We start from the raw sequence: 13,319 nt of genomic DNA, 5'->3' as shown, positions 1-13,319 counted from the left end.
CTGTCTGCCAGCAATGGCGAATCATAAAGTCAAAACATTTTCCTCTTGCCATACATTTGAAACACTGTTTCAAATAGGATTATACGGCGTATCAGCAAGGATTGTCAACCTGTTTCTGTATTGACACGCTGCTTTCTTGCCGATAAAATAAAAAACGATGTTTCCATCTTTCAGAAAGAGCGTATTGACATGAAACGAATTGCTGGTATATCAGAACGCTTACTGGAATGTGCCAAAAGCGAATTTTTAAATCAAGGGTTTCAGGCTGCTTCCATCCGGGAGATTGCAAAAAAAGCAGGAACCAGCGCCCGTGCTGTCTATACGCGCTTTCCCAATAAGGAGGGGCTTTTTGACGCAATTGTTTCGCCCGTATCAGATGGTCTTATTGAACGATATCAGAATTATGCGAATCAGTTTTGGCCGAAGAATGCAGGGGGGAATGGAACAGCCGCCATTTCTTCCGATGATACTGCAATCTATATGGATATGATCGACTATATTTATGATCATAAAGACGAGTTTCTATTGATGCAAACCTCTTTAGAAGGCAAATGGCACACGGCACTGATTGAGGCTTTGACTGACAATAACATTTCCTACGTCTCGAAATGGACCGGATTGGCAGGAGGTGCAGGGAACGAAAAAAAATTGATGATGAACGTGCTGCATATGCTGACCAATTCCTTTTATGCGTCTATGTTCGAACCTCTCCGCCACGACATGAACCGCAGGGAGGCGCGTTTTTATATGGAGAAGCTATGTGCCTTTTTCGTCGCTGGAATGGATCGTCTGTTGAAACAGAATACTGCTTCGAAAACGATTTCGTTCAAAAAGAGCCGATAATGGCAACGGCAGATAACGTTTGACTACACTTTTATGGCACGAAAAAACGCCAGTACATCCTCAAGTCGAGCATGAGCTGACGCGTTCAAATATTGGCTGCAATATGGATATAAGAAAACCATCAAAGCTGTTTTCACAGATACTCTGGCAGTAAGATCCGTTTTGTGGAATGACTGCCTATATCGTTTTTATCGGTTTCAAAATTTGGCACTAAGTTGGTGGTAAATTCGTAGGCCCTGCAACTTCCGAAAGTCCGCTGGCTCGCATAAACGCTGGATTTTTTGGTCATTGCTCCTTGGCAGGCTTCATCGTGGGGAAGAGCAGGACATCGCGAATCGATGCCGCATCCGTCAGGAGCATGACGAGTCGATCGATGCCGATGCCGACGCCGCCCGTCGGCGGAAGGCCGTACTCCATAGCCGTGACGTAGTCGCGATCCATGACGTGCGCCTCATCATCGCCCGCCTCGCGCTGCTTGAGCTGATCGAGGAAGCGTCCTTCCTGATCGATCGGATCGTTGAGCTCCGTGAAGCCGTTCGCGAGCTCGCGTCCGTAGATGAACAGCTCAAAGCGGTCCGTAATGCGCGGATCATCGGGATTTCGCTTGGCGAGCGGCGAGATCTCCGTCGGATGCCCCGTGATGAAGGTCGGCTGCACGAGTGTCTCTTCCACCTTTTCCTCGAATGCCTGATTGAGGATGCCGCCGATGCCATGGCGAGGCTCGTAAGGAACGCCGATCCCATCGGCCAGCTTGCGCGCTTCCTCGACGCTATCGCACGCCATGAAATCCTTGCCTGTCGCTTCCTTGACCGCATCGTTCATCGTGATGCGGCGCACCTTCCCGAGATCGATCGAAACGCCCTGATACAGGATCGTCGTCGAGCCGAGCACGCGCTTTGCAGCGTCTGCCACGATGCCTTCCGTAATGTCCATCATATCGCGGAAATCCGCATAGGCCTGATAGAACTCGATGGTCGTGAATTCCGGATTGTGGCGCACGTCCATGCCCTCGTTGCGGAAGACGCGGCCGAGCTCGTAGACGCGGTCAAGCCCGCCGATGACGAGGCGCTTGAGGTTCAGCTCCGTCGCGATGCGCAGATAGAGGTCGATATCGAGCGCGTTGTGGTGCGTCGTGAAAGGACGCGCCGCTGCGCCGCCCGCGATCGTCGAGAGCACGGGCGTCTCGACTTCGAGGTAGTCGCGCGAATCGAGATACGCGCGAACGGCTTGGATGACCTTCGTGCGCTTGCAAAATGTATCGCGCACGTCCTGGTTCATGATGAGGTCAAGGTAACGCTGGCGATAGCGGATGTCGACGTCTTTGAGCCCATGGAACTTCTCAGGGAGCGGGCGAAGCGACTTGGCGAGCAGCGTGAAATCCGCAACGCGCACGGTGACTTCGCCGCGCTTCGTCTTGAATACGATGCCGCGCACGCCGATGATGTCGCCGATGTCGAGCCGCTTGAACTCTTCTTTGTATTTCTCTTCACCGACGACGTCGAGCTTGAAGTATATCTGGATGTCGCCCGTGCGGTCATTGAGCGTGCAGAACGATGCCTTTCCGTGTCCGCGGATCGCCATGATGCGTCCTGCGATCTGGACTTCCTCGCCTTCATCCTCGCCTTCGAGGCAGGCGAACTTCTCCTTGAGCGGTGCTGCATAGTCCGTCACATCGTATCGATGGCCAAACGGGGCAACGCCGCGCGCGCAAAATGCCTCCATCTTCTCGCGGCGCACCTTCATCATTTCGTTCAGGTCTTCCTGCGGAGCCTGCTGCTTGTTCTTCTCTGCCATTTCCTTGCTCCTTAGCCCTGAATCTCCAAGATCTCGTACTTGATGATGCCGGCGGGCGCGTGCACGTCGACGACCGATCCGCTCTTCTTCCCGATGAGCGCCTGCCCGAGCGGCGACTCATTGGAAATCTTTCCTTCGTCGGGGTCTGCCTCTGTCGAGCCGACGAGCATGAAGACCTCCTCTTCATTGAACGCAAGGTCCTTGACCTTGACCTTGCTGCCGATCTGCACGATGTCGCCCGCACCGCCCTGAATGATGTGCGAGTTGCGGATCTTCGTTTCGAGATCCTGAATCTCGCCTTCGAGGAATGCCTGTTCGTTCTTCGCGTCGTCGTACTCGGAGTTCTCGGAAAGGTCACCGAGTGCGATAGCCGCCTTCAAGCGTTCTGCAATCTCAATGCGGCGCACGCTCTTGAGGTAATTCACCTTTTCGACGAGCTTGTTGTAGCCTTCTTCGGTCAGCATGACCTTTTTTGCATCTGCCATGGATAAAAACGCCCCTTACTTCTATAGAGATATCATTTGTTCATTCTAATGGCTCTTGTCCGCACTGTCAATGAGTGCCAGCTTTTCGGCGTGCGTGAGCTGCTTGATGTGCCACTCGCGGCTCTGCGCCTCGCGCTTGTCGGGAAATGCCTCCGCGTAGACGAGGTGCACGGGAAGCCGCGTGCGCGTGTACTTTGCTCCCTTGCCTGCGTTGTGCGCCGCGACGCGCTTTTCGAGATCCTTCGTCCAGCCCGTGTAAATGCTGCCGTCCCTGCACGCGAGCATGTACGTATACGCTTGCCCGCTCACTTCTTCGCGTCTCGGATCTCGATCTTCTCGATGACGACCTTCTCAAGCGGACGGTCTTGGAAATCCGTCTTCACGTGGCCGATCTTTTTGACAACGTCCATGCCTTTCGTGACCTTGCCGAAGATCGTGTGCTTGCCGTTGAGCCACGGCGTCTTGTCGAGCGTGATGAAGAACTGGCTGCCGCCCGTGTGCGGCATGCCCGTATTTGCCATCGCGAGAATGCCCTCGCCCGCAAAGGTGAGATCCTCGCGAAACTCGTCCTCGATCGTGTAGCCGGGACCGCCCATGCCCGTCCCCGTCGGATCGCCGCCTTGGATCATGAAGCCGTCGATGACGCGGTGGAATATCACGCCGTCGTAAAAGCCTTTCTCCGACAGGTCGATGAAGTTCTTCGTCGTGATCGGTGCCTTGTCCTCAAAGAGCTCGACTTCAAACGTTCCTTGATTCGTCTTGAATACTGCCATGCGATTTGCCATTTTGTTGCCTCCACCACGATTCGCGCTTCCCGTTTCCCCTGCTGCAAGGCATCCGCTCGTAAAGACGAGCAGGAGCGCGAGCGCTGCGACTATCATTCGTTTCATTGTATCGTATCCCTCCCTGCATTTCAAGGGAACCGCGGATACGATCACCATGCGGTCTGAATCGATCCGTGCTTCCCCATAAACGGCGCGAAAAATCGCCTCATCATGCCGTCCCTTCCGCCAGCGGCTCGCTCATGCGAGGAAACCGTGTGCCGAAAGCACGCGGCGTTCGCCTTCCGCGCGCGGCGACCAAACGGGGATTTCGCGCCCTGCCTCAAAAAAGCCTGCGGGCGGCGTCCATACGGGATAGCCGACCGAATGCATCGTGACGAGCGCGCGCACCGACGTTTCGGCACAGAACACCTTCGCACCCTTGTCCATCGCGCCCTCGAGCCTGCCGTCGACGGGGAAAAACGCGAGGTCGGCTTCAAGGCCTGCAAGCTTTTTCATCTGCTTGCGAAAGGCGTTTTCCGCGAGCTTTCGATTCTCCGCCATATCGCCGATCCAATCCCACCAGTTAAAATCGCCCGCGTGGAAAATGCGCCTGCCCGTCCTCTTGATCGCAACGAGAAACGAGACGCCTGCATCGGTCGAATCAAACGACGCGACGTGGAGCGCATCGTCCTCCCACGCATCGTACGTCTGCATATACTGCGTCTTTTCCGCAGGGAATGCCTTCGCGCGCTTCGTTCGCCGAATGTCGTAGCCGAAGATGAAATGGCTTGCCTGCGCTTCGTAGTCCAGGATATGCGAGTCGAAGTGATCGAAGTGCGCATGCGAGGCGAAGATGTAGAGGCGATCAAAGCCCTTAGCAAGCTCGCGCCTTACCGCTTCCTTCGGATCGCGGAAATCGTCGAAAACGAGCAACAGCCCGCCTTCGCGGACGATGAAACCGCTGTTCATCAGGTACGTGAGTTCCAAATTCATATCGCAATCCCTCTCTAGTGTCCATGCTGGTTACGCTCATACGCTTCGTGCAAGTCATGCACGCGATGCACGATCGGCGTCTTCCCACCGGAGCCCGGTTCACTGAAGCCACGCCCTAAGACTTCATTTGCCGGCACGATGATCATGAACGCGTGCGGATCGATCGCATGGACGACAAGCTTGATCCTGCTGACCTGCGTGAGCTTCACAACGACGAATACGACATTGCGCTCCCTTCGCGTGAATGCCCCCTGCCCGTGCAGGAATGTCACGCCTCGCCCTATCTCCATAATGCCTTCGGCGATGTGCTGTGCACGGTCGGATACAATGAGCACGGCCTCGCGGCTGTTGAAGCCCGCGATGACTTTGTTGGTAACGGCGGCGTTCATGTACATGCAGATGAGCGTGAACATCGCGGGCGCCATGCCGAAGAAGAACGCCGCGACGCACATGATGCCGCAGTTGAACGCGAAGATCACGCCGCCCATGCTCATCGAGTAGTATTTCTTGATGATCGCGCCGATGATGTCAAACCCGCCCGTGCTGCCGTTCAGCCGAAAGACGATGCCGTAGCCGATGCCGTTGAAGACGCCGCCGAATATCGCGGAAAGCATGATGTCCTGTACGGGCGCGTAGGCGTTCAAAAAGCGCGTGAGGTCGAGAAAGACCGAAAAAATGCCCGTGCCGATGACGACGTCAATCGTATAGCTGCGCCCTAAGAGCCGCCATGCGGCGACGAGCAGCGGGATGTTGTAAAGAAACGTCTGCAGTCCGATCGGGAGTCCCGTGAGGTAGTAGGCAATGATCGCGATGCCCGTCGCGCCGCCCGTCAAGAGATGTGCCGGGACGAGAAACGTATTGATCGAGCAGCTCGCGATGAAGCAGCCGAGCGCGATGCCGGCATAGCGCAGGGCGCGGTTTTCGAGGACGTGCAGGTGGAGGTATTTCACGGCAGCACACCTCCAAGCTTCACATCGCTGGCATGCGGCAGTGCCGAATCATCCATTCCCTTCAGATCGGATCCATCATCCGCCTCCGCCTGCGCCTCTTCTCCCGCTCGCGCATCGGCTTCTTCCTCGGTCAACGGAAGCGACGTCAGGCGAACGGACGCCAGCGACTCCGTTTCCGGGTCGAGGAAGAGCACGAGATGATCGTGCGGATGGCCGGGACGCGTGTAGACATAGGCGAGCTTTCCATCGAGAAATCTGCGTTCCGTCTTGCCGTACGTCGCCCAAATGAGATGCTTCGTCGCACCGCGTCTCACGCCCGCGCGCATCACGGGCGGATCGTCCTCCATCACGAAGTCGACGACGCGCCTCGTGCGCACGGAGACGCCGACATCGATGTGCCCGTGGAACGTGCAGACCTTGACCGTCACCCCCTGCTTGCGCATGATACGATCAAATAGCGGCTCACCGTAAACGGCGAGCAGTTTTTCCTCCGTATCGCCGAGCGCAACGCCCCGATAGGCAAAATCCGTGTCGAGGAGCGCCCCCTCCATTGGTTTCGCCCCTTCTGCCGCTTCTGCGAGAACCGAGGCGGCAAAAAGCATGAAAAAACAAATGAGACTTACTGCAACCTGCCCTATGCGCCCCATCATGCGCCCTCCTTAAAATGCGAAGTTCCCATTCCGAAAGACCTGTACCTTCTTTCCATCGCTGCGGCGTACGCCGACAATCGAAAGGTCGCTGCTGCCGACCATGAAATCCGCATGGATAAAGGAATCGTTGACGCCGTGCCGTGCGAGCGTCACGCTGTCCATATCCGCGCCGCCTTCGATGCACGTCGGATAGGCTTTTCCGAGCGCAAGATGGCACGCGGCATTTTCGTCGAAAAGCGTGTTGTAAAAGAGCACGCCGCTATTGCGGATCGGGGAATCGAACGGAACGAGCGCGACTTCTCCGAGATACGATGCGCCTTCGTCCATGGCAAGAAGCTCTTTCAGCACGGCCTCACCTTTTTCCGCATGGAACGAGACGACCTTCCCTTCCGCGAACGTCAGAGAAAAGTTCTCGATGAGGTTGCCGTTGCAGTGCAGCGGCTTCGTCGCGACGGCCTTTCCGTTTACGCCGTCGCGCTTTGGCAAGGTGTAGACTTCCTCCGTCGGCATGTTCGCAGCGAAGAGCGTGCCACGTGCCGAGCGCTCCGCTCCTCCCGCCCAAATGTGGCCTTTCGGCAGCTCGATGGTGAGATCGGTGCCAAGCGCATTCGTGTAATGAAGTCGTTCAAAATCACTTTCGTTCAGGAAACGCGCCGCCTTTTGCAGGAACGCGATATGCTCCTGCCACGCATGCACGGCATCGCGCCCTTCGCCGACGCGCACCGCCGCGAATATCTCTCTCCATAGGCGCGCAACGGCTTCCTCTTCCGTGCAATCGGGAAAGACCTTTCTTGCCCAGCTCTTCGTCGGGATCGAAACGATGCACCACGTGTTCTTGTTGCTCATGAGACGTTCGCGGTACGCAAGAAGCGCCGCGCCCGCTGCTTGATTCGCGAGCGTGAGTTTTTCGGGATCGATTCCTGCAAACAGCTCCGGATCGCGCGCGGCGATCGTGACGAACGCCGCGCCCTGCTCGGCGTAGTCCGTGTAGAATGCACGCCGCCAGTCCGGGAACTCCGTGAAGAGTGATTTCTTGCCGCGCATAAAGCGCAGGCGCGCCGACAATTCGTCCCCCCAGTCCATCACGACATCATGCGCTCCTGCCGTGAACGCTTCCTCCGCAATGAGGCGCGCGAAGGAGGCACACTCGATCGGCGCGGTCAGGACGAGAATCTGACCGCGCTCGAGATGGACTCCGACGCGCACGACGAGCCGTGCGTATTCCTTGCACAGAGTTTCATTCATGCAGGATCCCTCTTTTCCCCTGACCATCATAACGCATCCGTATCAAAAAGCAAGGTCACGGGGCCATCGTTGATGGACGCGACCTGCATATCCGCGCCGAATTCGCCGTGTACGACGCGAAAGCCCTTCCCTTTGAGCACGGCGAGAAAATGCGTGTAGAGCCTTGCGGCGAGTGCGGGCGGCGCGGCGTGCGAAAAGCCCGGACGCCGCTTCTTCACGTCGGCGTAAAGCGTAAACTGCGAGATGACGAGAAACGCGCCGCCCACTTGATCGATCGAGAGGTTCATCTTGCCCTCCGCGTCGGAGAAGACGCGCGTGCGTGCGATCTTTTCCGCTAGGTGCCCGCACGTCTCCTCCGTATCCGTAGGGCCAATGCCGAGCAGGACGAGGAAGCCCTGCCCAATGCGCCCATGCTCCATGCCCTCTATCGTCACCGAAGCGGAGCTAACCCGCGTCACTACTGCCCGCAATGCGATTCCTCCTCATTTCCTTTCGTCCTTGTCCATGTAGGGACGGACGAAATCGCGTATCGTCTTGAAGTAGAGTTTCTTGCCCACCTGGCTCGATGCCGCATGGTTCGCGCCCGGTATCAGGAGCGTTGCCTTCTGCGGCGCATTTGCCGCATCGTACAAGAGATCCATCATGTAGTTCGGCACGAGCGTGTCCTTTTCCCCGTGGATAAAGAGAATCGGCACGTGCGCATGGCGCACCGCCTCGATTGGCGCAGCATCCTTGATGCGAAACTTCGCTAGGCGCACGCAGCGCCAGTCGAGAAGATTCATCGCCGGAAATGCGGGCAGGCCGAACGATTCCTCCACCTGCAGCGCAAGCAGGTCGTAGGCACTCGTATAGCCGCAGTCCTCGACACAGGCGACGAGCTCGCGCGGCAAGTCATCCCTCCCCGCTGCGAGCATGACCGTCGCCGCGCCCATCGACACGCCGTGCATGAGGATCTTCGCATGGGGGCGCTCGCGTGCGATCTTGCGCGCCCAAAGCACGATGTCCTCGCTCTCGCGCACGCCCAAGGTCAGGTAGCGTCCCTCGCTGTCGCCTGCTGCACGGAGGTCCGGCGTCAGCACGTGATAGCCCATGTGCAGATAATGTTCTGCGATGTAGTAGGAATTCTGCTGCGTGCAGCCGTAACCGTGGACGACGATCGCCCATCGCTCCGGCTCCTGCATGCGTCCCTCCTTCGGCGAAAAGTGCGTCGCCGCGAGATGCAGCCCATCCGTCGATGTGAGGTCCCATGGTTCCGACGGATAATCTGGCTTTGCAAACTCGCGCGCCTCCGGCGGCATCAATAGTGCATAAGCGCGCGGCGGCTCTTTCGGATTGTCCTTCGTGCCGCGCTCAAGCCCAAAATGCACAAAATAATTGCCGAACAAATAGCCGATCCCCGTGACGATGGTGCAGGTGACGAGAACCGCCGTAAGGATAACGGTAAGAATGATTTTCTTCATGATTTTAGGAAGCCATTGCCTTTCTACAGCGCTATTCGCATTTCCCCTTTCCGTTCCTGCCTCAATTTCGACAGGATACGCAATCCATTCGTATCGAGGTCGCCCCAGTAGAATCGTTCCATATCCTTTAGCCAAGGCAGGAAACGAACTGCTTTTAGGATACCATAACCCATGCCATAGAGCAAAATACGATTCGGGGCTAGACGAAACCGACGTGGCGGATGAACGGCTCGATGGTCGCGAGCTTCAAAAGCGGCGTCACGACCAGGAGCTGCAAGTCAAGGCGCGCAAAAAGCGCAGGCCCGAATGTCGCCTCATTCGAGCTTTTAAGAAACGCCTCATCGATGTCTTCCGCAGCAAGCGCACGGTCCGTGCGGCAGTGAACTCGGCACGGAAACTGCGCACGCGTTCATCATGTGCCTGCACGCACGCCATCTGGATGTAGCGTCCCGCATTGTAGTCGATTCCCCGAAGGGAATCGTTGATGCTCGCGATGTGCTCCGTGATATCGTGGCAGGCCGCATCCAAACGCGCGCGGATTCCATATATCGATCCTTTGCCGCAGACGCCATATCCTGCTACGCGTCCCCGCTCACGATGAGATCCAGTTTTGCCGTACGCGGATGGATCATGAGCCCGTGCACCTTGACCGATTTCGGGATGTAGGGATTCCCGCGCAGCGTTTCGACGGCATGGCGCACATTCTCCACGGGATCGTGGAATGCGTCTGCCCACTCGGCAAGCTCTTCATGCGCCGCTGCGATCACATCTTCTGCAATGCCGCGCTCGCGCATCGCCCTTGCCAGGCTGTCCGCCGTCGTCTTTGCCATGCCGCACTCGTAATGCCCGATGACGACAATCTCCTCGACGCCAAGCTCGTAAATGGCGATCATGAGGCTGCGAATGACGCTGTCGAGCGATCCGGAAAGGTAATTGCCAACCGTCTTGATGACCTTCGCATCGCCGCGCGCGATGCCGAGCGCTGGCTCCAAGAGTCCCGTCAGCCTGGTATCCATACAGGCAAAGATCGCGAGCTTCTTCTTCGGCAGTTTGCTCGTCCTGCGGTTTTCTCCCGTGTAGTCGTGCGGCGCACGCTTCTGATACGCTGCATTGGCCGCGAGCATTTCTTCCAGTCGCGTCATTGTTTCACTCCTTTATCCCGATTTCTTGTTCCCGTTATGTATTATACAGGAAACCATCTCCCTTTACCATTCGGAAGGGTCGACATCCGCTATGCGGGTGACAACCGCATCACACATCGAGAGATCCGGATGGAAGCTGTGCGGGCTCTTGAATCCGATGCAGCGCATGCCTGCCGCCTTCGCCGCGAGCGCGCCGCTCTTCGTGTCCTCGATGACGACGCAGTCCGCAGGCGCTACGCCAAGGTGTTCTGCCGTCTGCAGGTAAACGACTGGATCTGGCTTCGAACGCGGCACGCTCTCGCCGCTCATGAGGAAGTCGAACTTGTCGCGGATGCCGAGGTCGTCGACGACGAACGAGATGAATGCGCGGCTCGACGAACTCGCAATCGCCGTCTTGAGGCCGGTCTTGCGGCGTTCATGCGTCTTTTCGATGAGCGCGAGGATGCCTTCGATAGGCGTCACGTGCTCTTCGCGCATGATCTTCTGGAAAAGCGCGGCCTTCTTCTTCGCCACCTCCGCAGCCGACGGCGCGAAATGGAATTTCTCCTTCAGATCCTCGTACATCATGAGATCCGTCACGCCTTGATATTGCGCGAGGAACTCGTCCGTGACCTCGATGCCCATGTCCTGAAGGACAATTCTCTCCGCCTTCGTATGCACGGGCTCGGTGTCGGCGATCACGCCGTCCATGTCGTAAATAAACGCTTTCATGAAATGCTCCTTTCGCACGGACCCGAAAATGGATTTCGTGTTTCCCTTCAAAAAATCCCTGCTCTCTTTTCATGACAGCAGGGATTTCATCATACCAGGTGCACGTAACGGCCTTACTCCACCGTAACCGACTTCGCGAGGTTGCGCGGCTTGTCGACATCGCAGCCACGCGTGATTGCCGCATAGTAAGCGAGAAGCTGCAGCGGAACGACCGTCAGGAGCGGAATGAGCAGCTCATCCGTCTGCGGGACGGTGATGACATGGTCGACGTATTTGGAGAGCTCCGTGTCGCCTGCCGCCGCAAGCCCGATGACGACAGCATCGCGCGCCTTGACCTCCTTGATATTCGAGAGGGTCTTCTCGTAGACACTCTTCTGCGTCGCGAGCGCGATGACGGGAACGCCCTCAATGATGAGCGCGAGCGTGCCGTGCTTGAGCTCGCCTGCCGCATACGCTTCGGCGTGGATATAGGAAACCTCCTTGAGCTTCAGCGCGCCTTCAAGCGCGACCTCATAGTCGAGCGCACGGCCGATGTAGAAGACATCCTCGTTGAAGCCGTACTGCTTCGCAAACGTCTTGATCGGCTCAACATCCGAGAGCGTCTCGCTGACCTGCGCAGGGATCTCCTTGAGTCTCGAAATAAGCGCCTCGACGCGCTCCGGACTCTGCGTGCCGCGGATCTGCGCCATGTAGAGGGAGAGCATGAAGAAGAGAATGAGCTGCGTCGTATAGGCTTTCGTCGACGCGACGGCGATCTCAGGGCCTGCCCACGTGTAGAGCACCTGATCCGCCTCGCGTGCGATCGACGAGCCGACGACGTTCGTGATCGCGAGCGTCTTTGCGCCGAGACGTTTCGACTCCTTGAGTGCGGCGAGCGTATCGCTCGTCTCGCCGGACTGCGAGACGACGATGAGCAGCGTATTCTCATCGACGATCGGATTGCGATAGCGGAACTCCGATGCGACGTCGACCTCGACGAGCACGCGTGCCATCTTCTCGATGTAGAACTTGCCGACAAGCCCAGCATGGTACGCCGTGCCGCAGGCGACGATGTAGATCTTGTTGAACGAATTCAGATAGTCGGCATCCCACTTGAGCTCATCCATCACAATGCGCTTGCCATCCTTCGCGATACGCTGGCTCATCGTGTCGCGCACCGCCTTCGGCTGCTCGTGGATCTCCTTGAGCATGAAGTGCTCGTAGCCGCCCTTTTCCGCTGCCTCAGCGTTCCAGTTGACTTCGAAGACCTTCTTCGTAACCGCTTCGCCCTCGCGGTTCGTGATTTGGATCGAATCCTTCTTGACGACGGCGAGCTCGCCGTCGTTCAGGATGTAAGTGCGGCGCGTGCGCGAAATGATCGCGGGAATATCGGATGCGATGAAGTTTTCCCCCTCGCCGATTCCGATGACCAGCGGGTTGTCCTGCTTCGTGCAGACGAGCATATCGGGATGCTTCCTGCTCATGAACACGAGCGAATAGGAACCCTCGATACGGCGCAGGACTTCGCGGATCGACGAGACGAAATCGCCGTTGTAGACTTCTTCGAGGAGATGTGCGACGACCTCCGTATCCGTCTCGGACTTAAAGTCGTGCCCCTTCTCAATGAGATCCTCTTTCAGTGCGAGGTAGTTCTCGATGATGCCGTTGTGGACGATGACGAAGTCCCCGCTGCAGTCCGTATGCGGATGTGCGTTGCGGTCAGACGGGCGTCCATGCGTCGCCCAGCGCGTATGGCCGATGCCGAGCGTGCCCTTCGGCATGTTGCTGCCGATCTTGTCGCGCAGTGCGGCGAGACGACCGACGCTCTTCTCGACGCGAATCTTCGCGCCGTCGTAGACCGCGATGCCTGCCGAGTCGTAGCCGCGATACTCAAGCTTCGAGAGTCCGTCGAGCAGGAACTCCGCCGCCTGCTTGTCGCCGATATAGCCGACAATACCACACATAAAATTCCCTCCTTGGGGAAAATTCCCCACGCGCCTGCTGCGCCCCATCCCATTTTGTCCCCGCGCTCGCGCACGGGCTTTGCCGGGAATCTATCGGCGGGCGGCCGGAAGGCATCCGCTGACGGCTCGACAACCTTCTCCTCGTCCTCTCATGTCACGCATGAGAACCAGCGCTAAGATGATTCCATCTTTTCCGTATTACCAGAACAGCAGGCATTTTCTCTGGATTTCTTCTCGTTAGACATTTTAACGTAAGGCACGTGCAAAGTCAATCTTTCGCCGTCAAACAAAACAGCCCGTACATCGTATCGTAAGTTGTAAAATAAATTGACGCAAAAA

16 protein-coding genes are annotated in these 13,319 nt (G+C 57.2%); 2 read left to right on the top strand and 14 right to left on the bottom strand.

What is annotated here, in order from left to right; genetic code table 11:
* Nucleotides 1-189 precede the first annotated feature (189 nt).
* Nucleotides 190-843 carry a TetR/AcrR family transcriptional regulator gene (locus HMPREF1985_RS09235; protein ID WP_051349105.1) on the top strand — a complete coding sequence of 218 codons (654 nt, stop codon included), beginning with the start codon at nucleotides 190-192 and terminating at the stop codon, nucleotides 841-843.
* Nucleotides 844-1,128: 285 nt separating this feature from the next.
* Here HMPREF1985_RS09235 and lysS read toward each other — a convergent pair whose 3' ends face one another.
* The 11 genes from lysS to HMPREF1985_RS11840 form a co-directional block, all read right to left on the bottom strand.
* Entirely contained in the window at nucleotides 1,129-2,637 is a 1,509-nt protein-coding gene (lysS, locus tag HMPREF1985_RS09230; RefSeq protein WP_021772328.1) for a lysine--tRNA ligase, read from the bottom strand.
* An 11-nt stretch (nucleotides 2,638-2,648) separates the two neighbouring features.
* On the bottom strand, nucleotides 2,649-3,122 hold the full coding sequence (gene greA, locus HMPREF1985_RS09225; RefSeq protein ID WP_021772327.1) for a transcription elongation factor GreA: 474 nt from the start codon (nucleotides 3,120-3,122) through the stop codon (nucleotides 2,649-2,651).
* 45 nt (nucleotides 3,123-3,167) lie between these two features.
* Nucleotides 3,168-3,431, bottom strand: coding sequence for a GIY-YIG nuclease family protein (locus HMPREF1985_RS09220; RefSeq protein ID WP_021772326.1), 264 nt, complete (start codon nucleotides 3,429-3,431; stop codon nucleotides 3,168-3,170).
* The gene (locus tag HMPREF1985_RS09215; RefSeq protein WP_040637575.1) at nucleotides 3,428-4,012 is read right to left on the bottom strand and encodes a peptidylprolyl isomerase; all 585 of its coding nucleotides are present in this window, start codon (nucleotides 4,010-4,012) and stop codon (nucleotides 3,428-3,430) included. The genes HMPREF1985_RS09220 and HMPREF1985_RS09215 overlap by 4 nt, the downstream gene beginning before the upstream one ends.
* Before the next feature lie 132 nt (nucleotides 4,013-4,144).
* Complete coding sequence (locus tag HMPREF1985_RS09210) at nucleotides 4,145-4,879, bottom strand: MBL fold metallo-hydrolase (protein ID WP_021772324.1); 735 nt, start codon at nucleotides 4,877-4,879, stop codon at nucleotides 4,145-4,147.
* A gap of 14 nt (nucleotides 4,880-4,893) precedes the next feature.
* The gene (locus HMPREF1985_RS09205; protein ID WP_021772323.1) at nucleotides 4,894-5,829 is read right to left on the bottom strand and encodes a YitT family protein; all 936 of its coding nucleotides are present in this window, start codon (nucleotides 5,827-5,829) and stop codon (nucleotides 4,894-4,896) included.
* Entirely contained in the window at nucleotides 5,826-6,479 is a 654-nt protein-coding gene (locus tag HMPREF1985_RS09200; protein WP_021772322.1) for a hypothetical protein, read from the bottom strand. The genes HMPREF1985_RS09205 and HMPREF1985_RS09200 overlap by 4 nt, the downstream gene beginning before the upstream one ends.
* A 9-nt stretch (nucleotides 6,480-6,488) precedes the next feature.
* Complete coding sequence (locus tag HMPREF1985_RS09195) at nucleotides 6,489-7,724, bottom strand: aminopeptidase (RefSeq protein WP_040637574.1); 1,236 nt, start codon at nucleotides 7,722-7,724, stop codon at nucleotides 6,489-6,491.
* Between the two features lie 26 nt (nucleotides 7,725-7,750).
* On the bottom strand, nucleotides 7,751-8,194 hold the full coding sequence (gene dtd, locus HMPREF1985_RS09190) for a D-aminoacyl-tRNA deacylase (protein ID WP_040637573.1): 444 nt from the start codon (nucleotides 8,192-8,194) through the stop codon (nucleotides 7,751-7,753).
* Nucleotides 8,195-8,206: 12 nt separating this feature from the next.
* Nucleotides 8,207-9,184, bottom strand: a complete 978-nt coding sequence (locus tag HMPREF1985_RS09185) for an alpha/beta hydrolase (RefSeq protein ID WP_021772319.1) — start codon at nucleotides 9,182-9,184, stop codon at nucleotides 8,207-8,209.
* A 23-nt stretch (nucleotides 9,185-9,207) separates the two neighbouring features.
* Nucleotides 9,208-9,372, bottom strand: a complete 165-nt coding sequence (locus HMPREF1985_RS11840) for a Wadjet anti-phage system protein JetD domain-containing protein (protein ID WP_369758576.1) — start codon at nucleotides 9,370-9,372, stop codon at nucleotides 9,208-9,210.
* 26 nt (nucleotides 9,373-9,398) lie between these two features.
* On the opposite strand from HMPREF1985_RS11840, the gene HMPREF1985_RS09180 reads away from it, so the two are divergent.
* Nucleotides 9,399-9,629 carry a hypothetical protein gene (locus HMPREF1985_RS09180; RefSeq protein ID WP_021772317.1) on the top strand — a complete coding sequence of 77 codons (231 nt, stop codon included), beginning with the start codon at nucleotides 9,399-9,401 and terminating at the stop codon, nucleotides 9,627-9,629.
* A 133-nt stretch (nucleotides 9,630-9,762) separates the two neighbouring features.
* Here HMPREF1985_RS09180 and HMPREF1985_RS09175 read toward each other — a convergent pair whose 3' ends face one another.
* The 3 genes from HMPREF1985_RS09175 to glmS all read right to left on the bottom strand — a co-directional run bounded on the left by HMPREF1985_RS09175 (nucleotide 9,763) and on the right by glmS (nucleotide 12,980).
* A complete protein-coding gene (locus tag HMPREF1985_RS09175; RefSeq protein WP_021772316.1) occupies nucleotides 9,763-10,326 on the bottom strand; it encodes a beta-class carbonic anhydrase in 564 nt (187 codons plus the stop codon).
* Between the two features lie 63 nt (nucleotides 10,327-10,389).
* Nucleotides 10,390-11,037 (bottom strand): HAD family hydrolase, encoded by a 648-nt coding sequence (locus HMPREF1985_RS09170; RefSeq protein WP_040637583.1) that lies wholly within the window; start codon nucleotides 11,035-11,037, stop codon nucleotides 10,390-10,392.
* A 113-nt stretch (nucleotides 11,038-11,150) separates the two neighbouring features.
* A complete protein-coding gene (gene glmS, locus HMPREF1985_RS09165; protein ID WP_040637572.1) occupies nucleotides 11,151-12,980 on the bottom strand; it encodes a glutamine--fructose-6-phosphate transaminase (isomerizing) in 1,830 nt (609 codons plus the stop codon).
* Between the last annotated feature and the right edge of the window lie 339 nt (nucleotides 12,981-13,319).

This window comes from Mitsuokella sp. oral taxon 131 str. W9106 (genome assembly GCF_000469545.1).
GTDB lineage: Bacteria > Bacillota > Negativicutes > Selenomonadales > Selenomonadaceae > AWVT01.
Note: the sequence above shows the minus strand (reverse complement) of the source record. Positions and strands in the feature narration are given on the sequence as shown.